Below are 22,443 nucleotides of genomic sequence, written 5' to 3'. Positions count from 1 at the left end.
TCCTTTTAAGAATTTCGCAATGTGTATGCTAATCGTGATACAGCAAGCGGTAAATTAAGGCCAAGTACTTGTGTGTTATTTTGTAAAAACTCGCCTAATGCATTTTGAGCACTTTGATAAGCATCAAAATTCATACCTTGCAGTAATTGCTGCTTTAGTTGCACGCTTAAAAACAAAGTAAATATACGAACAAGTTCAGGCTGTTTATTTATTATATCGACTAACGCTTTGAAATTATGGCTTTGTTTAAACTCAGTTGCAAACTTATACAGTGTATCAATATTTTTTAGCTGGTCTTGCTGTTGCCAATGCTTTACTTGCAGCGGTTGGTTATAAAAAAGTGCCAGCCAACTATAGTTAGGAATATCTAATGTTTCTAACCATTGCTGGGCAAGTGCTGTATTAGTTATTTTTACGTCACTTTTAGCACATCTACTTAAAATAGTTGCAGGGAGCTGTTCTGGTTGGCTTGTAGTTAATATTAAAAAGCGGCTATTAGTTGGCTCTTCAAGTGTTTTTAATAATGCGTTAGCTGCTGCTGTGGTCATTTTTTCGCAATTTTCGATTATTGCTACTTTATTGCCATTTTGCGCTGCTGAGTGATTCATAAAATCACTAATACCACGTATATCGTCTACACCAATACTTTGTCCATCAACTTGCGTTAAGCGCTTGTCGGGATGAGTACCAGCAAGAGTAAGTAAGCAGCTTTTACACTGTCCGCAAGGTGTTAGCATACTGTTTTTCGAAGCTACCTGCTTAGCTATATTTTGGCATAACAAAGCATTGCCAAGCTCATCACTTAACTCAAATTTACCTACGCCAACAGGCCCACAAAATAATTGCGCATGATGAAAACGCTCTGCACGATAACTTTGCGCTAAACGTGCTTGAGTATCATGTAGCCAAGGCAATGGCATATTATTTTAGGCCTTCAAAAAATGAATGCAGTACATTGGTTATATCGCGATGTACTTTATCAATACTTTGGTTTGCATCGACCGTTTTAATGGTGTTGTCGTCATTAGCTAGTTCAACATAACGCATACGTGTACGTTGAAAAAATTCAATGGCTTCTTGCTCAATACGGTCTAGCTCACCACGCCCTTTTGCACGTTCAAGGCCTATCACTGGGTCAATATCAAGGTAAATAGTTAAATCAGGCTTTAAGCCCTTTAATACCATTGACGAAAGTGAAGCTAATGTATTTGAGCTAATACCACGCCCGCCACCTTGATACGCCTGAGACGATAAGTCATGACGATCGGCAAGTACCCATTGGCCTTTATCAAGCGCTGGGGTAATAACATTGTGCATTAGCTGCGAGCGAGCTGCGTACATAATAAGCAACTCGGTTTCAAAAGCAATTTCTTCTTCGTGCTCTGCTTTTACAAGCGTACGAAGCGATTCAGCCAGTGGCGTGCCGCCAGGTTCGCGGACATTAATGAAGTCTATTTTTTGTTTGTTTAAAAAGTCTTGGCATAACGAAATAGCGGTTGATTTACCTGCGCCTTCTAGCCCTTCTATTACTATAAATTTTGATTTCATAAAAACTTAATTCTTTTTATTTAATATATACGTTTTAACTGCCGCGTTATGCTGCTTTAACGTGGTTGAAAATTGGTGGCTGCCATCGCCTTTTGATACAAAGTAAACGTATTCACTTTGCGGCGGATTAACTGCAGCTAAAATAGCGGCTTTAGATGGCATAGCAATCGGTGTTGGCGGTAAGCCATTAATACGATACGTATTGTAAGGCGTATAATCGCGTAAATCTTTGTATTTAATATCGCCATCAAAATCGGCGCCTAGTCCGTATATTACGGTAGGATCGGTTTGTAGGCGCATATTGGTGTTTAATCGATTAACAAACGCTGATGCAATTAACGGACGCTCGCTGGCAAGGCCTGTTTCTTTTTCAATGATTGAAGCCATTATAAGTGCTTCGTATGCTGTTTTGTAGGGCAGATTAACAGCGCGCTGCTGCCAAGCGTCGTCTAACGTTTGCTGCATTTTTTGTGCTGCACGTTTTAATAAACTGCTCGCAGTATCGTTATTATGGTAATGGTACGTGTCGGGGAATAACCAGCCCTCTAGGTGCGTATTATTACCCAGTATTTGTGTACTTAGTTCATCAGTTTTTAAATCGTTTTGTAACTTATCGGCTTTATTAATAGCACTTAGTACTTCACGTAAGTTTTGCCCTTCAATAATGGTAAAACTAAAATTGATTTGCTGGCCTTGGTTAATTTTTTTTACGTTATTAATAACGCTATCGGCTGTTAGCTCGTAAAGCCCCGCTTTTAAGTCGGTAAGTGTGGGATCTAATTTTGCAATGACTTGATAACGCCAGCAACTTTCTACCCAGTTTTTAGCTTGCCATTGCTGACATAACTTATTAAAGCCAGTGCCATGCTTAACTTCAAATTGTGTGTTTTTAGCTACTTTTAGTGGGCTATTTATTGTTGCTTGTAATTGCTGGTAACCAATAGCAGTGGTTATGACAGCTAAAAAAAGTACCGATAAAATAACTTTTAACACTCAGCCTCCTTGGCTAATAATTTAGTTAATAATGCGTAGCTGTCATCTGTATTAAATACCTGTTGCTCAATACTTTTAACAGGTACTGCTCCCATTAAGCTATTACACACAAATACGGCGTCTGCTTGGGTCAAGTCTTCTACTTTTACGCGTTTAAATTCAACAGGCAATTTATCACATAACGATTGTAGATAAACGCCCTTTATTCCGCACTCATCAAGCAATGGCGTAAACACACACTTATTTTTAATCGCAAAAATATTAGCTGCTGAAGCTTCAATTACATTGTTACTGTAATCAAGCACTAACACATCGTCGCAGTTTTGCGTTTGCATCGCTTTTTTAATTAGCACTTGTTCAAGTCGGTTTAATGTTTTAAGACCCGCTAAATATGGCTGCGCCGCTAATTTAATCGGGCTTATTTCGAGATTTACACCCTTTTTAACAAGCGCTTCGTAATTACTAGGGTAATCTAATACACTCAATAAAATAGTAACATTGCACTCACTTGGCAACCCATAACCACGGCCGCCTTCGCCTCGCGTTACAAGTATTTTAAGCACGTTTAGTGGTGCAGTTTTTATATGCAAAGCAATTTGATTTTCAAGGCTATTAAAGTCTAACTCAGGAAACCCCAAGCGCTGTGCGCATTCAATCAAACGCGCTTTATGATGCGCCCAGTATTGTACTTTCCCATTAACAACCTTAGCGGTTGTAAAAAAGCCGTCACCGTAATTTAAGCCCCTGTCACGCGTACTTAAAGTGCTATTTTGATCTACTGCTATTATTGTTTGCATTTTATTTGGCATATAAAAAAAGCCCAGTTAAACAACTGAGCTCTTATAATTTGATTCGTTGTTAAAAAAGATTATACCTTTTTAAATAGCAACGAGCCATTAGTACCACCAAAACCGAACGAGTTACACAGTGCAAAGTCTAACTTTGCATCACGTGCAGTGTGCGCAATATAATCTAAGTCACACCCTTCGTCTGGGTTATCAAGGTTGATAGTTGGCGACACTTTTTGATCAGTCAACGATAAAATCGAAATAATCGATTCAACCGAGCCTGCAGCACCTAACAAGTGACCCATCATAGATTTAGACGAGCCTACCATTACATCTTTAGCTGAATTACCAAATATAGACTTAACTGCTGCAGTTTCTGCTTTATCGCCTGCATTTGTAGATGTGCCGTGTGCGTTAATGTAACCAATTTGCTCAGCGTTTACTTGCGCATCATTTAGTGCGTTTTGCATTGCAAGTGCAGCACCCGCACCATCTTCTGGTGGTGATGTCATGTGATACGCATCGCCGCTCATACCAAAGCCTACAAGCTCAGCATAAATTTTAGCTCCACGTGCTTTAGCATGTTCGTACTCTTCAACTACAACAACACCAGCACCGTCAGAAAGCACAAAGCCATCGCGGTCTTTATCCCAAGGGCGAGAAGCCGCTTGTGGATCGTCGTTACGTGTTGAAAGTGCACGTGCAGCATTAAAGCCACCCATACCAATTGGGGTACACGCTTTTTCTGCACCGCCAGCAACCATTGCATCTGCATCACCGTAGGCAATCATGCGCGCTGCATGGCCAATATTATGCAAACCAGTAGTACAGGCAGTTACAATTGAAATATTTGGACCACGAAGTCCATGCATCATTGATAAATGACCTGAGATCATATTAATAATGGTAGACGGCACATAAAATGGCGATAACTTACGCGGACCACTATTTAATAGCTTAATGTGGTTTTCTTCAATTAACGTAAGCCCACCAATACCTGAACCTACAGCTACACCAATGCGTGCTGCGTTTTGCTCGGTGATTTCAAGGCCTGAATCTTTAAAGGCTTGAACACCCGCTGCAATGCCGTACTGAATAAACAAGTCCATTTTTTTAGTATCTTTCGCTGACATGTATGCAGTTGCATCAAAGTCATTTATTAAACCCGCGAATTTAGTACCAAATTTTGATGTATCAAAGTGCGTTATTGTTTGAATGCCACTTTTACCATCTAATAAGCCTTGCCAGGTTGATTGAACATCATTACCTAGCGGCGTCAACATTCCTAAGCCAGTTACGACGACTCGACGTTTAGCCACGGTTTGCCTCCAATAAGGGATATTTTACAAGGGGGTGATCATACCCAAGCTACCTCAAAGTGCTAGTCCCAAAATAGATTAAAAACGCATAACACAATCAAAATTAATTTTTAGCTAAAATTGAGCATCGAGATTTAAGTTTTGAATCATGAACTTTGAGGTGGTTTGGATATAAAAAATTAAAGGCAGCGGATGCTGCCTTTAACGTGCGATTAATTACTCAGCGTGTGCTGTAACGTAATCGATAGCAGTTTGTACTGTAGTGATCTTCTCAGCTTCTTCATCTGGGATCTCAGTATCAAACTCTTCTTCAAGAGCCATTACTAGTTCAACAGTATCAAGAGAATCTGCACCTAGGTCATCTACGAAAGAAGATTCATTTTTAACTTCTTCTTCTTTAACACCTAGTTGTTCAATGATAATTTTCTTTACGCGTTCTTGGATATCGCTCATTCTTCTTTCCTTTATTAAAAACGCCGATGCGTTATTTTCAGATTGCCGCGTAGTTTACGCGGCATAATTCTCTGATTCAATGATTTGACCATAAATAATTGTCTGGTCAAACCTCTGAGTGTGTGTTTTGTCTTTTATCGCTTATTTTCGCAGCGATTTCAAGTATGTTTAAAGCAAGTTCACAAATAATTCAATGTTTTTGAGGTAACTTACTTAACTTTATCAAGCAGTAATTTAGGTACTATGGTTATTAAACCATGTACATCGCGCCATTTACATGCAAAGTTTCGCCTGATACATACGCAGCCGCGTCAGATGCTAAATAACATACTGCAGCCGCAATTTCGTCAGGTTGACCTAAACGCCCTGCTGGAACATTTGCAAGTGTTGCTGCTTTTTGCTCGTCAGTTAAATTATCAGTCATGTCTGTTTGAATAAAACCAGGTGCAATTACGTTAACGGTAATACCACGTGATGCAACTTCGCGCGCTAGTGACTTAGAAAAACCAATTACACCCGCTTTAGCCGCTGCATAATTAGCCTGACCTGCATTACCCATAGTACCCACTACTGAGCCAATGTTAATAATACGGCCTTTCTTTTTTTTCATCATTGGACGAAGTACCGCTTTAGATAAACGGAAAACTGAGCTTAAATTAGTGTCGATAATATCGTCCCACTCAGTCTCTTTCATACGCATTAATAAGTTATCACGTGTAATACCTGCGTTATTTACAAGTACGTCAATATCGCCTAAATCAGCCTTTATTGCAGCAAGTGTTGCTTCAATAGATGCAGGATCGGTTACGTTTAATGCATAACCTTTACCACTGTCACCTAGGTACTCACTGATTTTAGCAGCGCCTGACTCACTTGTCGCAGTACCTGCAACTTTTGCACCTTGTGCAACTAATGTTGTTGCAATTGCTTTACCAATACCACGGCTGGCGCCAGTAATTAGGACAACTTTGCCCTCTAATGAAAATAAATTAGACATTTTATATACTCTTATTTAGCTGCATCAATTGAAGCGGCGTCGTTTACTGAGCCACAGATCATTGCTTTATCAATTCGTTTAGCAAGTCCTGTTAATACTTTACCAGGACCAAATTCGTAGCTTTGTGTTACATCTTGCGCAACCAGGGCTTGTACTGTTTCTGTCCAGCGAACTGGGCTGTAAAGCTGGCGCACTAATGCATCTTTAATTGCATCAGCTGACGTTTCAGCTTTTACATCAACATTATTAATTACATCACATTTAGGTGTATTAAATGTTAAAGCGGCTAAATCTGCTGCAAGCTTTTCAGCTGCTGGCTTCATTAACTCACAATGTGAAGGTACGCTAACCGAAAGTGGTAATGCACGTTTAGCACCGGCATCTTTACATGCTTGCGATGCTCTATCTACTGCCGCTTTATGCCCTGCAATAACAACTTGACCAGGAGAGTTGTAGTTAACTGGCGATACAACCTCACCTTGCGCTGAGGCAGCACAAGCCGCTTTAATTTCTTCATCGCCTAGGCCAATAATAGCGGCCATTGAACCTACGCCTGCTGGCACGGCTTCTTGCATGTATAAACCACGGTTTTCAACAAGCTTTACGGCTTCGCTCAAGCTTAATACGTCGCTACATACTAGCGCTGAGTATTCACCTAAGCTGTGACCCGCCATAACAACGTCGGCATCTGGGTTAGCTGCTAACCAATCACGGTAAATAGCAACACTTGCAGTTAGTAATGCAGGTTGTGTGCGGTGGGTTTGATTTAATTTTTCTTCTGGGCCATTAAGAACTAGCTCTGCTAAGTCGTAACCCAGTGCATTAGACGCTTCTGCAAATGTTGCTTTAACAATGTCAGAACTCTCTAGTAGTTCTTGTAACATACCAACGCTTTGCGAGCCTTGACCTGGGAATAGAAGTGCAATTTTTTGTGCCATACTTTGCTCTTTTTAATTAAACAAATAAATAATGAAATACACGGCACATCAATTATTGATTAACCGCCGTGTCTTTAGAATGTGTGTTTTCGAAAATAGCGGCTATTTTATCAGGAAGTTGACGTTCAACCTCTTTTACCGCTTCATCAATAGCTGCTTGAAATGCTTTAGCTGACGCATTTCCATGACTTTTAACGACAATACCGCGCAATCCTACCAGAGAAGCACCGTTATACTGGTCGGGGTTCACCCTTTTATAGAGTTTTTTTATTATTGGGCGCAATATAAACGCCATACATTTATATAAAAGGTGCTTTTCGAGCGCGGTTGTAAACTTATTCATAATAAGCTTGGCAATGCCTTCACATGTTTTAAGTGCTACGTTGCCAACAAACCCTTCGCATACAATAACATCAGCCTTACCCGAGAAAATATCACTCCCTTCGCTGTAACCAATGTAATTAATATGTGGGCTTTGCTGCATTAATTGTGCAGCTTGTTTAATGTCGTCGTGGCCTTTAATGTCCTCAGCGCCAATGTTTAATAAACTAACGCGAGGGTTATCTAAACCAAGTGCTTGTCCTGCAACAATAGAGCCCATAATGCCAAACTGATAGAGCATTTGCGCATCACAATGCACATTAGCACCTAAGTCGAGTAAATATACTGGGTTTTTAAGCTCTGTAGGAACAGATGAAATGAGTGCGGCACGTTTAACACCTGGCAGCATTTTTAATACATAGTGAGCCATAAAAAATAGAGCGCCGGTATTACCTGAGCTAACACATGCTTGAGCCTCGCCCGATTTAACTAAATCTAGGGCAACACGCATAGATGAATCTTTTTTTGAGCGCACAGCAATTGCAGGTTCACAGGCATTGGTGACTATTTCACTACAGTGACGAATTATGAGTCTAGGATGAGGTAGAGAATCGAGGGATTCGAGTTCTTTAGATATAACGTGTTCATTGCCACATAAAATGAGAGTTAAATTGGCATGAGCATTTACCGCACAAACGGCAGCAGGAATAGATGAACGGGGGCCGTAATCGCCCCCCATCATATCTAACGCTATGGTTAGATCTTTCAGCATATAAGTAATCTCTTATTTAGAAATTACTTGAACGCCTTTGTAGTAACCATCTGCAGTCACATGGTGACGACGATGAGTCTCACCAGATGTTTGATCTACAGTTAAAGTTGGACCACTGATCGCATCGTGTGAACGGCGCATGCCGCGTCTTGCACGAGACTTTTTGCTTTTTTGTACAGCCATAGTCTTCTCCTAAGAATCTTTCTTAAGTTGTTTCAAAATATCAAATGGATTAGGTTTATCATCTTCCGCCTTTAATACACCAAAGCTGGCAGGCTTTGCTGAATAACTGCATGAAGCTTCGTTGTGGGTAGCCACTAATGGAATTGCTAAAATTAGTTCGTCTTCAATTAAATTAAAAACGTTAACTTCACCATTTTCATCAAGCGCTACTTCATCGTAGTCTTCTGGAAAAATATCTAACTCTGTATCTTCACCTACTGGTGAATATGCAAAGTCTTGAACCAAATCCAACCCTAAATCACCATTACAACGTTGACAAATGACAGTAACGTGTGTGGACAAATTGCCTCTAATCACAGCGAAACCTTGATCATCGTTTTTGCAATGTATTTTTACCGCTATTTCACCTACTTCTTCCTGCACAACTTTCTCTAAACGAGTAAGTTTTTCAAGCGGTACAATTCCGTCATACTTTAAACGGTGCTGCGCTGCTTTGCCTGGATGAAGAGTGATGGGAATTTTCACCTTTTGCATAGGGGCTGCATCATATAGATAGTTAGTTTGTTAGTCAAAGTAAAAAACCATTTTTACTTGGTTTTTAACGTGTTTTACTCTCGGATCTGATTTATCCTAACTCAATCTGAATTATCGTAGGAAAACAGTCCGTGAAGCATCCACTCATTTTAGCGTCAAGCTCGCCTTTTAGGCAGTCTTTATTACAAAAATTTAATTTACCATTTGATACGTTTTCACCAGACGTTGACGAATCAGCACTTGAATGCGAAACACCTACCGAACTGGTTAAGCGTTTAAGTGAATTAAAAGCCTCAGCGGCTAATAAACACTTTAACAAAGGGTTAGCTATTGGATCAGACCAAGTCGCTGTGTTTAATAATCAAATTTTAGGTAAACCACATAATAAACAAAATGCCGTAAAACAACTAAATTTATTTAGCGGTAATACTGTAACATTTTTAACTGGGCTTTGTGTTTACGATATTGTAACTGGCTCTAAAAAAACTTGTGTTGAACCCTTTGATGTTACTTTTAAAATCCTCAGTGATGTACAAATTAGTGCTTATTGCGATGCTGAGCAGCCTTATAACTGTGCTGGCAGCTTTAAAAGTGAAGGGTTAGGTATCTGTTTATTTGAAAAACTAAGCGGAGACGATCCTAATAGCTTAATTGGATTACCATTAATTAAACTCAGCCAATTACTGGCTGAGTTTGGTATTGATGTGCTTACTGCTCAAAACAAGTTTTAGTTAAGTAAATTAGCCAAGCAGAACCTGTTGCAACTGCAGATAATTATCTACTGTTGCAACAGGACTAAGCTTATTTAGCTGCTGTGCGTTATGTACACCCATTGTTACGCCAATTCTATCCATGCCAGCAGCTTTTGCCATGGTCATGTCTATTTGAGTGTCACCAATCATTACAGCGTCTTGAGCGCTTATGCCAAGTTCTTCAAGCAATTGATACAACATATCTGGAGACGGTTTAGACAGTGCCTCATCGCTTGTACGTGTTGCACTAAAAAAATGTCTAAGTTGGCTTTGATCAAGCAAACGCTCTAACCCACCTCTACCTTTACCTGTTGCAACCGCTAAAACAATGCCCTGCTCTTTTAAGGCATTTAAAACGCCGACAACATTAGCAAATACAGGCGTGGGAGTAGTATCCACACTGTATTGATATTTATAACCTGAAATTAACGCTTGGTGCTGCGCTACATTATCAGGAAATAAAACGTCAATTGCTTTTTCAAGCGACATACCAATAATGTTTTTAATGGCTTCATCACTAGGTGGCACTATATTAAGTGACTCTGCGCTACTACGAATACAGTTAACTATTTTAGTCACTGAATCCATAACAGTGCCGTCCCAATCAAAAATGACGAGCTTATATTTTTTAATTGGGGCTACTTTTATCACAGTTTCGCATCTCGTAGTTTTAGTAGTGTATTTTTAAGCGTTTTATCTAGCGGTGCTTCAATACGCATGGTTGTTTCGTTTTTAGGGTGATAGAAAGTTAAATCGTGTGCGTGTAAAAATAATCGATTTAAACCAACTTTACGCATAGATTCATCAAAACCCTGATCGCCGTATTTATCATCGCATGCTATTGGGTGACCTTTACACTGCGTATGCACACGAATTTGGTGCGTGCGCCCTGTAACAGGCGATGCTTGTACAAGTGAGCAATCGTTAAAACGTTCAAGTACTTTAAAACGAGTATGTGAAGGTTTTCCCTCAGTGTTATCTACACGTACTACGCGCTCGCCCGACTTAAGTGTATTTTTACGTAGCCCTTCGGTTACGTTTTTAGTTTTAGAGTCCCACTGCCCTTCTACAAGTGCCCAGTAATTTTTTTCCATTGTTTTTTCACGAAGTTGTTCATGCAATGCTGTTAACACCGAACGGCGCTTCGCTATAAGTAAACAACCCGATGTATCACGGTCAAGCCTATGAACTAGCTCAAGGCTGCGCTCTTCTGGGCGAAGTGCGCGTAGTGCTTCAATTAAACCATAACTTAAACCACTGCCACCATGAACAGCCATACCTGAAGGTTTATTTATGACGATAAGGTATTTATCTTCAAATAAAATATCGTTTTCTAGGCGAGTTACTTTGTCTAACTTTGATGGTACAAACTCTTCACGCTCAGCAACTCTGATAGGTGCAATACGCAGTACATCGTCAAGCTGCAGTTTATATACAGGCTTAATACGCTTTTTATTAACGCGTACCTCACCTTTGCGCAAAAGTTTATAAATAGCGCTTTTAGGCACCCCTTTTAAATGGGTAATAAGAAAGTTATCAATACGCTGACCTAAATGGTCTTCGTTGATCGTGACATAAGTTACTTGTAAGTCGTTTTTTTCTGACATTGCCTAATCACTAATTTAAGTAAAATAATTTAGTTGCTAACACTGTAATAATAGTGGGATAATCAGCAGCGCAAATATTTAGTATTTGCAAATAACAACGGTGCTTTTTAACACATTAAAACATTCGTGATGCACATTCTGGGTAGCCGATCATACAGATCCGAGTTAAGTTTTCCAAAGCTTTTATGCCTCCTCAGTTAACACGTGCGATCAATTAACGGCAATGCGCGTAATATATTGCTGGTTAAGTTTGAACATGAAGCGATTTTTAACGTGCTAGAGAAAGCAATGAACAGATAATTTGTCTGATAGTGACGACGTAAAAAACGTCGTTCAGCACTAGCTCAATTATTGTAGTACCGTATAGCAGCTTATTTAGAACTAAAAAAATCTAATAAATAAGCGTTCATTAACATCGGCAGCGATTTTTGCTCTTAAAACGGATATTAGCGATACATCAGTATGTATTGCTCACCAACTTAATGAGCCCTACGCGCCTAATATGAATGATATTTAGTAAGATTAATATGACAGGCCGACTTCTGGGTAAAACTTGTAAACGTAGCTGAAAAGCCGACAGTTTTAGCACCATTAAGAATTTAATAGCGATAATAATCGCTATTGTTTGCCAGCATTTAAAATACTGCATACGGGAAACAGAGCCGTTCCGTTAAAGACCCAGTCGTGAGGCTGCACATTCTAAAAATAGGGACAACTGAACAGGCGAGAAAAACATCGTCATGTCAGCGACATAAATAAGTAGAGTAACAATATGAAACGTATGCTAATCAATGCAACGCAGCAAGAAGAAATGCGCGTAGCACTGGTTGATGGCCAGCGCCTTTATGATTTAGATATCGAAAGCCCAGGTCACGAACAGAAAAAAGCCAATATTTATAAAGGCAAAATCACTCGCATTGAACCATCTCTTGAAGCAGCATTTGTTGATTACGGTGCTGACCGTCATGGTTTCCTTCCTTTAAAAGAAATTGCACGTACTTACTTCCCTGCAGGTTACACTTTTCATGGTCGCCCAAACATCCGCGACGTAATAAAAGAAGGTCAAGAAGTAATAGTACAAGTTGATAAAGAAGAACGCGGCCAAAAAGGCGCAGCGTTAACTACTTTTATCAGTGTTGCTGGTAGCTATTTAGTTCTTATGCCTAACAATCCTCGTGCTGGCGGTATTTCTCGTCGTATTGAAGGTGATGAGCGTACTGAACTTAAAGAAGCATTAGGTCGTTTAGAACTTCCTAAAGGTATGGGCTTAATTGTTCGTACAGCGGGTGTTGGTAAGTCATTTGAAGAACTTAACTACGATTTAAAAGCATTATTAGTACATTGGGATGCAATTAAACAAGCAGCTGATAGTGCTAAAGCACCGTTTTTAATTCACCAAGAAAGCAACGTGATTTTCCGCGCAATACGCGATTATTTACGTCGCGATATTGGCGAAATTTTAATTGATAAACCACGTGTTTTTGAAGAAGCTAAAGCGCACATTGAGCGTTTTCGTCCTGACTTTATGAGCCGTGTTAAGCTTTATCAAGGCGACACTCCTTTATTTACGCATTACCAAATTGAAAGCCAAATTGAGTCTGCGTTCCAGCGTGAAGTACGTCTTCCTTCTGGTGGTTCAATTGTAATTGACCCAACTGAAGCACTTACATCTATCGATATCAACTCGTCTAAAGCAACTAAAGGCGGCGATATTGAAGAGACTGCACTTAATACTAACTTAGAAGCGGCCGATGAGATTGCACGTCAATTACGTCTGCGTGACTTAGGCGGTTTAATTGTAATCGACTTTATCGATATGACGCCTCCACGCCATCAGCGTGAAGTAGAAAATCGTTTAAAAGATGCTGCTCGCCCAGATCGTGCTCGTGTTCAAATTGGTAAAATTTCACGCTTTGGTTTACTTGAAATGTCGCGTCAGCGTCTGCGTCCTTCATTAGGTGAAGCAAGCCAAGGTCCATGTCCACGTTGTAGTGGCCAAGGTACTATTCGTTCAAACGAATCAATTGCGCTTTCTATTCTTCGTTTAATTGAAGAAGAAGCAATTAAAGACAACACAGCACAAGTAAATGCACAAGTGCCTGTTGCCGTTGCCGCTTATTTGTTAAATGAGCAGCGTCGTAGTGTTCACCGCATTGAAAAGCATCACAAATGTGACGTAGTGATTATTCCAAATCAACATATGGAAACACCACATTACGAAGTTATGCGTTTACGTAAAGACGAAACACTTGAAACAGTAAGCTACGGACAAGTTGTTGCACCAGAGCCTGAAGTATTTGAGATGTCAAAATCACCAAGTACTCCAGTACGTGAAGAGCCAATGTTAAAAGGCGTGGTAATGCCTTCTACTCCAGCTCCACAATCAGCTCCAGCTAAAGCAGTAGCACCAGCGGCTGTTGTACAAACTAAAACTGAAGGTGGCTTACTAGCTGCTATTGGTAATTGGTTTAAGTCGTTATTTGCAAGTGAATCTGAAGAAGATAAAAAAGAAGCTGTAGAAAAAGAGCAGCAAGAAGCGCGTAATAACGCTCGTCGTGGTAACGATAATCGTCGTCGTAATAACAATCAACGTCGTCGTAATAATAACCCGCGCACTAATAAACCACGCAACGAGCGCCCTGCAGCTGAAGAGGAAGTTAAAACAGACTCACCAGCAGCAAGCACCGAGACTCAAGAGAGAAACGAGAACCGTAATAAGCGTCGTCGTAACCCTAACTCTCGTAAGCGCCCAGAGCATAAAAGCGAAGAAAAAGATCAAGTTAAAACTGAAGCTCCTGCAAAAGCAGCAGTAGAAGTAGAAACTGATTCTAAGCCAGCTCAAGCTGCAGAGCCTAAAGAGCAAAAGCCTAAAGTTCGCCGTCAACGTCGTAACATACGTAAAAAAGTACGTCTGCAAGATGAAAACGCTGAGCAAGCTAACTCAACAGAGCAAACACCTGAACAAGCGGTAGTGACTGACACTCCACAAGTTCAAGAGCAAGCACCTGTTGCAGAAAAGCAAACACAAGCTCCGGCAGAAAAAACAGCGCACATTAAAGAAGAGAAAGTTGACACTGTTGATTCTAACGATGAAACAGCAACTACTGAAGACGAGCAAGAGCAAACACGTACACGTTCACGCCGTTCTCCTCGTCATCTTCGTGCATCAGGTCAACGTCGTCGACGTCCTGAAGGTGAAGCAGAAGTTAAATCTGACGAAGCCCCTGCATTTGTTCCAGTTGCTGATCAAGCTGCTGCAGAATATGAAGCAGAGCTTAAAGCTAAATCTGAAGAAACACCTGTGGATGCAGCGCAGCAAATTGAACAAGCCGTCGCGGTTGAAGACTTAGCAAAAGTTGAAGCTGTAGAAGAGCCTGCTAAAGTTGAAACTCCAGTAGCAACTGAAGAGCCAGCTAAAGTTGAAACTCCAGTAGTAACTGAAGAGCCAGCTAAAGTTGAAACTCCAGTAGTAACTGAAGAGCCAGCTAAAGTTGAAACTCCAGTAGTAACTGAAGAGCCAGCTAAAGTTGAAACTCCAGTAGCAACTGAAGAGCCAGCTAAAGTTGAAGCGCCAGTAGTAACTGAAGAGCCGACTAAAGTTGAAGCGCCAGTAGTAACTGAAGAGCCAGCTAAAGTTGAAGCGCCAGTAGTAACTGAAGCACCAGCTAAGGTTGAAACTCCGGTAGTAACTGAAGAGCCGACTAAAGTTGAAACGCCAGTAGTAACTGAAGAGCAAGCTAAAGTTGAAACTCCAGTAGTAACTGAAGTTCCAGCAAAAGCAGAAAAATCAGCACCGCATGTTAAAACATCGGTAACTCAAGGGTCTGCAAGTGCACCAATGGCACAGCCTACTCCTGTAGCTGATAGCGAAGTAAAGCATACATCTGTTGCAATGGCTCACGATAAACGTGAACTAGTGCCAGACAGTGGTTTACGTGCGGGTTCTATCAAACCTGCTGGTCGTGCAAGTTCTGCTATGACTAAAACAATGAGTGTTGATTAGTAACTAACACTTATTAAAAAGCCCCGCTATTTAATAAATAGCGGGGCTTTTTTGTTTTAATGAGTTGAATAATCAGAAAAATGGCTTCACGCCCATAATACGTAATTTATGTACAAAGAGGTTAAGAGGCTCTGCGCTTTTAGAGGTAGTAAAAAGGCTAAGCCTGCCAATAAAGCATGGCTTGTGTTTTCTCATTTACTCCTCTTTCACTTCTCTTTGTGAAATAAATCATTTAGTGGTTTTGTTCCGATGCAACGAATTTATATACCGATACAAAAAAGCGCGATATAAATACCGCGCTTTTAAATCAGCTTTTTAACTTAACTTGTTAAATTTACTCGCTTTCATTTTCCATAAAACGTTGTAGCTGATCTTTTAAGTTTGGCGGAATACCTTTAATAACTAACGTATCGGTTGCTTCGTTATAGGTAACACGCTCACCTAAATGCTTACGTTCAAAGCTTACACTAACTCCACCGCCAAGGCCTGAAAACTTAACCATACTGGTTACTGTTTTTTTATCAACGGGGAAAGTTTCTTCCAAGTCATAGCTTTGCTCTTTGCAAAAACTATCAAACGGGCTGTCATCGCCTTTTGTAAGCGTTGCAGATAGATCGCTCACACTTGCATCTTCGCCTGTGGTTACGCAATCATTACAGTAATCAAATACTTGCTTACGTAAATCGTCTTTTTCTGATTTATCAAACTGTTGCTCTGATAAATAATCCTCTACTGCGCTAAGCATTACTTGGCTTTGCTGTTTTGAATCAATACCTTCTTCACAGCCTAAAAAGTCTAAGAAAAAGTCAGCAACTTTACGACCCGCACGTCCTTTAATAAATGAAATATAACGATTATCTTCTGCTTGCGTATCCCACGCTGTTAAATCGATACGAGCAGCGAGTTGCATACGAGATATGTCTAAATGGCGAGAAGCCGCTAAATCAAGCTCTGAGGTCATAGAGTAATGCTCTTTAATGTTAATCATCGCAATTAACATGTAATCGGTAGCAACATACTGATAATGACAAAATACTAAATAACCTGTTTCACTAAAAGCGTACTTATCAAGTTCTTCTTTTAAAACCGTTGAAGCTTGCTCTGTCATATGCCAAAAGCCTAGCTCATCGTTACGGTAGCTTTGCATTGCAGAGGCTACAACACTGTTTTTATCACCACTGAAAGCACAGTAACCTTTACCAGGTTTACCATTATATGCATGATGTAATTGTTCGATAAAAACGGCTACTTTATCGTTAATTACCATCTCATCATTTCGAAGGTGAATTTGCGTATCGTCGTCTTTTTTGTCTACATAATGAACGACTAATTTTTTAACGTCTGTTGTCATCTTTGTTTTTCACGCCTCTAGTGTTAAAATACGAGAATATAACTATTTTATTGAACCAACTGATGCCAATCTTATCAAAATACTCTAATGAAGAAGTAGAACAAATCGTCGATCAGCTTATTGATGTGCTAACTAAACACAATGCGCCAGTAGATTTAAGCCTTATGTGCTTAGGAAATTCTATCACGCATATCTTAAAAGAGCATGTACCAACAGGGAAAAGACAAGCCGTAACTGAGAACTTTGCAAAAGCTCTATCACAGTCGGTTAAATAAACTCTATGAATTTATCGCAGCACAATCAGTTTTCATCAAAAGCGAGTCAGCTATTAAGCTGGGGCCATTGGTTTACTTTTGCCAATATTGGCTTGGCGCTATTTATTAGCTTAAGCTACTTATTTGCCGACTCGCCACCAACAAGCTTTATGGGCATTACTTATATGCTAGTAACGTGGTTAAGCCACACTAGTTTTATCGCCTTTTTAGCGTTTGTGCTGACGGTATTTCCGCTTAGTTTAATATTCCCTTACCCACGACATATACGAGGCATGGCGGCTGTAATAGCCACACTAGGCGCGTCACTGCTTACCCTTGATGCTTATGTTTACGTTAATTTGGGTTATCACCTAAGTATATCTGCCTTACCTGAGATTATTTCTCTACTGTGGCATCGTTTAACCAGTTCACCTGCTTTAACAACCATTTTAGCCAGTGGGATTGTATTACTTATTTTAGGCTTTCAGCTACTTGTGAGTAATTACACATGGCAACACCTTGAGCGCCTAAAACAATACAAATTTGCACGTTACGCAATTTCATTTTTAATAGTGTGTTTTTCACTTAGCCACAGCATTCATATCTGGGCTGACGCAAATTTAAACTTTGATGTAACGAAACAAGATAATGTATTACCACTTTCATACCCTACTACCGCTAAAAGTTTATTAGCTAAAAATGACTTACTTGATATAGAAAGCTATAAGCAGGCACATAACGTAAAAATTAATAACCAAAATATTAGTTATCAAATGCCAAGCCCGCTTGATAAGTGTGAAGACTACACACAAGCCAATGTAGATATTTTTGTATTTGAAACCCAGCAACAACTCGCTAAATTTGTTGCCGATAGTAAAAATTTGCACAAAACAGAGCAGTTTTTACAGCCAACTAATCATGACGATATGCTATTTAGCTTAGTGTATGGTTTGCCAGCTTTTTATAAAGCAGCAATTTTAAGAGAGCAAACTCTTCCTGCTTGGCAAAGTCAGCGCCGCAGCATTGAAGTAACGGGCGTGGAAGAACTTAGTTTTATAAATGATCAAGCCCACAGCTCTAGCGCAATTAGAGTTATTAAAAGTAGCGATAATGCCGTTGTACGAGATGATAAAACCCAGGTTTTTGCTTTTAGTCTTGCCAATAACAAGCAAGAAGTAGTAACAACATCAACTTTATATAGCTCCGACAAACGTATTTCTAAAGTAGATGGACTTATTCAACCTAGCGATTTAATTGCCACAAGTGTTGGCCAATATTTAAATTGTAAAGCCATTGCCAAGCAAACAATGCTGGGCGTTAATTTATACAAGAAAAAAGATGATATGGGCGTTAACTACTCTCAGGGTGTCGTTATAGCCTATAAAAAAGATAGGATTACCTTAATAGATTCAGATGGTAACTTTAAAAATATCTCTGCCGCTGAGGGGTTTTCTATTGAACAAGGTTTAGATATACCATTTTTAGTGCAGAGTATTAAAAAGCTTAAAACCTTCACCCAATAGCCGTTATCCTAACCTAGCTTGCTATACCACCAAGCTAGGTTATAGTTTTATATTGTTGTTAGATATAAAAACCAAGGATGACATGTATGTTTAAAACTTCTCGTTATATTGTCCACTCTAGCTTTTTACTTATTAGTTTTTTTAGCTTTAGCGATACCACTTACTACAAATGTGTAACAGAGAAAGGCACAATCTTTTCTCAACTGCCCTGTGACGACGAAGCAACAACTTATAAAGTTAACACAACAGGTAATCAGTATTCAGGCCCCAAAGTTGATTACACTAAACAACTGAACGAACTTGAACGTGAAAAACTCCTGTCAGGTTTACAGGCTGAGTTACGTAGTAATAACCACAAACTAACTATACTTGATCGTAATAAGCAGCGTGCTGAATATAAACAACAAGAACGGTTAAATCATATTCTAGCCGTTGAAGACAAAAACCGTATTACCAAAGACATTACTAAAAAACTAAAAGTAATTAATAAAGAGTATAAAAAAGATGTATCTGTTATTACTAAACAAATTAAAATACTCGAAAAAAAGATAGATCAATACCAATAAATCACTCCAAATTAATGAGCAATATTTATCTTGGTTTTAAACTTAAAATAACATACCCTTAACACAATAGAGTATAAGCTCTAGGGACTATTAAGGAGTGCAAATGCAGCCTCGCCATATTGCTGAATTAATTTTAACGGGTTTTAAAAGGCACTATCAACTATTTCAAAAAACAACGGCCAAAGCTCCCCTCGCCTTTGCAAAAAAAGATTGGCAAGCAATTAATGATATAAGCCGTTTGCGTATCAGCTATTATGATGATCGTGTTAACGAAACTACGCAAGCGCTAAAAAAAGAAACCCCAACAGAGCAACTTGATGAAAGCCTATGGCTTGAAGTTAAAAAGATATACCAGCATTTTTTATGTTTTCATCCCCAAGCTGAACTAGCCGAAACCTTTTATAACTCTGTATTTTGCCGGCTGTACCATAGGCGCTATTTTCATAATGACTTTATATTTGTAGAAGCAACTTTGAAAGATGCTCCTTCAGTACCTGTTGAGGCCGAATATAGGACATACTTTCCAGTAGTTGATGGCCTAAAGCCAACAATAAAGCGCATTATTAATCATTTTGATTTTAAAGCCCCATTTGTAAATTTAGAGCGTGATATTCGCCTTCTTGTTAAAGCATTTTATAAACAAGCACCCGATACACATCACCAGCCTTGGCAAATGCGCTTTGATATTTTGCACACGCCTTTTTATCGTAATAAAGCAGCTTATATAGTAGGTCGTGTTGTTTCAAAAAGTGGTGTTCAGCCTTTTATAATCGCCGTATTACACGATGAAGATAACGGATTGTATTTAGATGCACTTTTAACTAAGTCATCTCAAATGCGTGTTATTTTTGGCTTTGCCCGTGCCTACTTTATGGTAGAGACTCATGCGCCTTCAGCACTTGTCCGGTTTTTGAATCAGCTTATGCCAAACAAAACACTTGCTGAGCTCTATAATGCAGTGGGTTTTCATAAGCAGGGGAAAACTGAGTTTTATCGAGAGTTTTTAAATCACTTATCTCACTCAAGTGATGAGTTTACAATTGCTCCGGGTACACCAGGCATGGTGATGATGGTATTTACCCTCCCCTCATTTGGTTATGTTTTTAAAATAATAAAAGACAAATTTGGTGAAAGTAAGCCCTTTGGCCGTGATACGGTATTAAAGCGCTATCAACTAGTAAAAAACCATGATCGCGTTGGCAGAATGGCCGACACCATAGAGTATTCTAACGTCGTATTTCCTTTGGCACGTTTTGATAGTAATTTACTTACGCAATTGCATAAAACAATTGGCTCATCAATGGTAATTGAAGGCGAATGGTTGATCATCAAGCATTTGTATATTGAACGGCGCATGACACCACTCAATTTATTTTTAGAAAATGCTGATGAAGAAAGTGCCGCTGACGCAATTGAAGAATACGGGCAAGCCTTAAAAGAAATGATTGCCGTTAATATATTTCCTGGCGATATGCTCTTAAAAAACTTTGGTGTAAGTAAGCACAAACGTATTATTTTTTACGATTACGATGAAGTTCAATACCTAACCGATATGAACTTTAGAGCATTACCAAAAGCAAAGAGTTACGATGATTATTTAATGGATGAGCAAAGTTACTCTGTTGCACCACAAGACGTATTTCCAGAGCAGTTATGTACCTTTGTAATGCCTAATCCTATGTATAAAAAGTTTTTCCTCAGCACTCATCCAGAGCTTATAGATGTTAGCTTTTGGAAGCAGGCACAACAAAATATAAAAAATGGTCAGGTAAGTCATATTTACCCATACCCGACAGCACAGCGATTTATTCACCACTGGTAAGCGCTAAAGGACACACACAATGAATATAAGTAAAATAGATTTAAATTTACTCGTTTATCTCGATACATTGCTTCGAGAATGCAACGTAACACGCGCTGCTAATCAATTGAGTATTACGCAACCCGCAATGAGTAATGGCCTTAAACGACTTCGTAACCTATTTAACGACCCTATTTTAGTTCGTACCAGCGATGGTATGGTCCCGACAGAGCGCGCTTTAGAGTTACAACCCGTTATTCGTGGCATATTAATGACGCTTGAAGAAACTCTAGCACCTAATAGAGAATTTGAGGCAAGCCAGAGTAAACGTGTATTTAGAATAATGGCCAGTGATTACGCTGCAAGTACGTTAGCGCCAAAGCTTTTAAGTAAACTACACGAAGAAGCCCCCGATACTACTTTAGATATACTCACACCAAGTGACGTAACCTTTCATGACGTAGAAAACGGTAAAGTAGATATGGCAATCAACCGCTTTGAAAACTTACCTCAGTCTTTTCATCATAAACGTATTTGGAAAGACAGTTTTTGCTGCTTAGTTAAGGCCGACAACCCTATTATTGAGAGCTTTAGCCTCGACAGCTACTTAAAAGCACGCCATATATGGGTGAGTAAAACAGGTTTTGGTGTAGGTGTGGGCATGGACCCTAAAGATGTGCAAAAACTCGGCTGGGTTGACGAAGCACTTGCCCACTTTGGTAAACATCGTAACATTGCCACTTTTACGCGTAACTATCATGTAGCGATTCATTTAGCTAAAGAGAAAAACTTGATTGCGACCCTTCCTTCAAAAGCTGCAAATATATACTTAGATGATCCGGGGCTTAAAATTTTAGAGCCACCGTTTCCAATTCCTCCTTTCGAGCTTGATATGATTTGGAGCCCACTGCTGCATCGCGATGCGAGCCATATCTGGTTACGCCAAAAAGTAGCTGAGGTAGCTGAAGAGCTAAAATAACTTTATTACACAATATAATGTAAAAATTGCTAGGTTAATACTTTCCTCATTAACTTAGCCCCTTCCTGTAATAAAATTAAATCAATAAAATCAAATGACTACATAAAAACAAAAACGTGGAACGTACATTGCTTTTATTAAATTGAACTATACATTCATTTAATAAAAGAGGTCATTATGAACACCCATCAAGGATCAGAAGTAAATCATATTACTGACATCATTCAAGTTATGAACAGCGGCATCGATTTTTATCAAAAAGCACAGGAAAAAGTTGAAGACCCTGCTATTGGCGCACTTTTTCAGCGTATGATAGATGCCCGAAAAGTGAGTGTCGAGCGTCTGCAGCCATATGCAATTAATGAAAAAGGCGAACGCGAAGATGGTTCATCTTTCGCAGTTGAAGCACGACGTGCATATACAGCCCTATTGACTACTTTCACTTCACATAATGACAGCACGTATGTTAAAGAGCTTGAAGAAGTAGAAGATAAAACGCTTGAAGAAATTAAAGCCGCTATGGATAAACCGCAACCAGCTGATTGCGAAGCAGCACTGGCTAAAACATTATTAACGATGCAAAGCTGCCATGCAGAAATGAGCCGTATGCAAAAGCAGTAAGCTTACATAACTCATAAATACAACCCAGCCTAGCGCTGGGTTTTTTATTGCCTCTAATACCAATCTGTATAAATCTTTAAGCAATTTAACGAATTAAATTACTCTATAACGATGCTAAATAGACCCCATATATAAGCAGA

Annotated in this window: 22 protein-coding genes; 8 read left to right on the top strand and 14 right to left on the bottom strand. The window is 39.4% G+C overall.

Annotated elements, in window-relative coordinates; all coding sequences use genetic code 11:
* Window positions 1-5: 5 nt before the first annotated feature.
* The 11 genes from BW142_RS03165 to yceD form a co-directional block, all read right to left on the bottom strand.
* The gene (locus BW142_RS03165) at window positions 6-920 is read right to left on the bottom strand and encodes a DNA polymerase III subunit delta' (protein WP_076923844.1); all 915 of its coding nucleotides are present in this window, start codon (window positions 918-920) and stop codon (window positions 6-8) included.
* A gap of 1 nt (window position 921) precedes the next feature.
* Window positions 922-1,548: a dTMP kinase gene (gene tmk / locus BW142_RS03160; RefSeq protein WP_007585737.1), complete on the bottom strand. Its 627-nt coding sequence runs from the start codon at window positions 1,546-1,548 to the stop codon at window positions 922-924.
* A 6-nt stretch (window positions 1,549-1,554) separates the two neighbouring features.
* Entirely contained in the window at window positions 1,555-2,541 is a 987-nt protein-coding gene (gene mltG / locus BW142_RS03155) for an endolytic transglycosylase MltG (RefSeq protein ID WP_076923843.1), read from the bottom strand.
* Window positions 2,535-3,350, bottom strand: a complete 816-nt coding sequence (pabC, locus tag BW142_RS03150; protein WP_083707543.1) for an aminodeoxychorismate lyase — start codon at window positions 3,348-3,350, stop codon at window positions 2,535-2,537. Before pabC ends, mltG begins: the two co-directional genes overlap by 7 nt.
* Before the next feature lie 59 nt (window positions 3,351-3,409).
* The gene (fabF, locus tag BW142_RS03145) at window positions 3,410-4,648 is read right to left on the bottom strand and encodes a beta-ketoacyl-ACP synthase II (RefSeq protein ID WP_076923842.1); all 1,239 of its coding nucleotides are present in this window, start codon (window positions 4,646-4,648) and stop codon (window positions 3,410-3,412) included.
* 216 nt (window positions 4,649-4,864) lie between these two features.
* Window positions 4,865-5,101 (bottom strand): acyl carrier protein, encoded by a 237-nt coding sequence (gene acpP, locus BW142_RS03140; protein WP_002962377.1) that lies wholly within the window; start codon window positions 5,099-5,101, stop codon window positions 4,865-4,867.
* A gap of 250 nt (window positions 5,102-5,351) precedes the next feature.
* Window positions 5,352-6,098 (bottom strand): 3-oxoacyl-ACP reductase FabG, encoded by a 747-nt coding sequence (gene fabG / locus BW142_RS03135; protein WP_076923841.1) that lies wholly within the window; start codon window positions 6,096-6,098, stop codon window positions 5,352-5,354.
* Window positions 6,099-6,109: 11 nt separating this feature from the next.
* A complete protein-coding gene (gene fabD, locus BW142_RS03130) occupies window positions 6,110-7,036 on the bottom strand; it encodes an ACP S-malonyltransferase (RefSeq protein ID WP_076923840.1) in 927 nt (308 codons plus the stop codon).
* 52 nt (window positions 7,037-7,088) lie between these two features.
* The gene (gene plsX, locus BW142_RS03125; protein ID WP_076923839.1) at window positions 7,089-8,129 is read right to left on the bottom strand and encodes a phosphate acyltransferase PlsX; all 1,041 of its coding nucleotides are present in this window, start codon (window positions 8,127-8,129) and stop codon (window positions 7,089-7,091) included.
* A 12-nt stretch (window positions 8,130-8,141) separates the two neighbouring features.
* Window positions 8,142-8,312 carry a 50S ribosomal protein L32 gene (gene rpmF, locus BW142_RS03120; protein ID WP_002962381.1) on the bottom strand — a complete coding sequence of 57 codons (171 nt, stop codon included), beginning with the start codon at window positions 8,310-8,312 and terminating at the stop codon, window positions 8,142-8,144.
* 9 nt (window positions 8,313-8,321) lie between these two features.
* Complete coding sequence (gene yceD / locus BW142_RS03115) at window positions 8,322-8,846, bottom strand: 23S rRNA accumulation protein YceD (protein WP_007585727.1); 525 nt, start codon at window positions 8,844-8,846, stop codon at window positions 8,322-8,324.
* Window positions 8,847-8,977: 131 nt separating this feature from the next.
* Between yceD and BW142_RS03110 the strand changes: the two genes are divergently transcribed.
* Complete coding sequence (locus BW142_RS03110; RefSeq protein WP_076923838.1) at window positions 8,978-9,577, top strand: Maf family protein; 600 nt, start codon at window positions 8,978-8,980, stop codon at window positions 9,575-9,577.
* Between the two features lie 9 nt (window positions 9,578-9,586).
* Here the strand turns inward: BW142_RS03110 and BW142_RS03105 are convergent, their stop codons facing one another.
* Window positions 9,587-10,249 (bottom strand): HAD-IA family hydrolase, encoded by a 663-nt coding sequence (locus BW142_RS03105; RefSeq protein WP_253188792.1) that lies wholly within the window; start codon window positions 10,247-10,249, stop codon window positions 9,587-9,589.
* Window positions 10,246-11,205, bottom strand: a complete 960-nt coding sequence (rluC, locus tag BW142_RS03100; RefSeq protein ID WP_076923837.1) for a 23S rRNA pseudouridine(955/2504/2580) synthase RluC — start codon at window positions 11,203-11,205, stop codon at window positions 10,246-10,248. Before rluC ends, BW142_RS03105 begins: the two co-directional genes overlap by 4 nt.
* Window positions 11,206-11,977: 772 nt before the next feature.
* Here rluC and rne point away from each other — a divergent pair.
* Window positions 11,978-15,208, top strand: a complete 3,231-nt coding sequence (gene rne, locus BW142_RS03095) for a ribonuclease E (RefSeq protein ID WP_076923836.1) — start codon at window positions 11,978-11,980, stop codon at window positions 15,206-15,208.
* A gap of 334 nt (window positions 15,209-15,542) precedes the next feature.
* On the opposite strand, the gene yejK is transcribed toward rne, so the two are convergent.
* Complete coding sequence (gene yejK, locus BW142_RS03090) at window positions 15,543-16,559, bottom strand: nucleoid-associated protein YejK (protein WP_076923835.1); 1,017 nt, start codon at window positions 16,557-16,559, stop codon at window positions 15,543-15,545.
* A 62-nt stretch (window positions 16,560-16,621) separates the two neighbouring features.
* Between yejK and BW142_RS03085 the strand changes: the two genes are divergently transcribed.
* The 6 genes from BW142_RS03085 (at window position 16,622) to BW142_RS03060 (ending at window position 22,303) form a co-directional block, all read left to right on the top strand.
* Window positions 16,622-16,834, top strand: coding sequence for a DUF1414 domain-containing protein (locus tag BW142_RS03085; protein ID WP_007375276.1), 213 nt, complete (start codon window positions 16,622-16,624; stop codon window positions 16,832-16,834).
* Window positions 16,835-16,839: 5 nt separating this feature from the next.
* Complete coding sequence (locus BW142_RS03080; protein WP_076923834.1) at window positions 16,840-18,336, top strand: DUF3413 domain-containing protein; 1,497 nt, start codon at window positions 16,840-16,842, stop codon at window positions 18,334-18,336.
* Between the two features lie 86 nt (window positions 18,337-18,422).
* On the top strand, window positions 18,423-18,902 hold the full coding sequence (locus BW142_RS03075) for a hypothetical protein (protein ID WP_076923833.1): 480 nt from the start codon (window positions 18,423-18,425) through the stop codon (window positions 18,900-18,902).
* 103 nt (window positions 18,903-19,005) lie between these two features.
* Window positions 19,006-20,724, top strand: coding sequence for a bifunctional isocitrate dehydrogenase kinase/phosphatase (gene aceK, locus BW142_RS03070; RefSeq protein WP_076923832.1), 1,719 nt, complete (start codon window positions 19,006-19,008; stop codon window positions 20,722-20,724).
* Window positions 20,725-20,743: 19 nt separating this feature from the next.
* Window positions 20,744-21,682, top strand: coding sequence for a LysR family transcriptional regulator (locus BW142_RS03065; RefSeq protein WP_076923831.1), 939 nt, complete (start codon window positions 20,744-20,746; stop codon window positions 21,680-21,682).
* Between the two features lie 177 nt (window positions 21,683-21,859).
* The gene (locus BW142_RS03060; RefSeq protein WP_024604016.1) at window positions 21,860-22,303 is read left to right on the top strand and encodes a PA2169 family four-helix-bundle protein; all 444 of its coding nucleotides are present in this window, start codon (window positions 21,860-21,862) and stop codon (window positions 22,301-22,303) included.
* Window positions 22,304-22,443: the final 140 nt, after the last annotated feature.

The sequence above is a fragment of the Pseudoalteromonas sp. EB27 genome (genome assembly GCF_001974875.1).
Lineage (GTDB): Bacteria > Pseudomonadota > Gammaproteobacteria > Enterobacterales > Alteromonadaceae > Pseudoalteromonas.
This window is presented reverse-complemented; position numbering and strand designations above follow the sequence as displayed.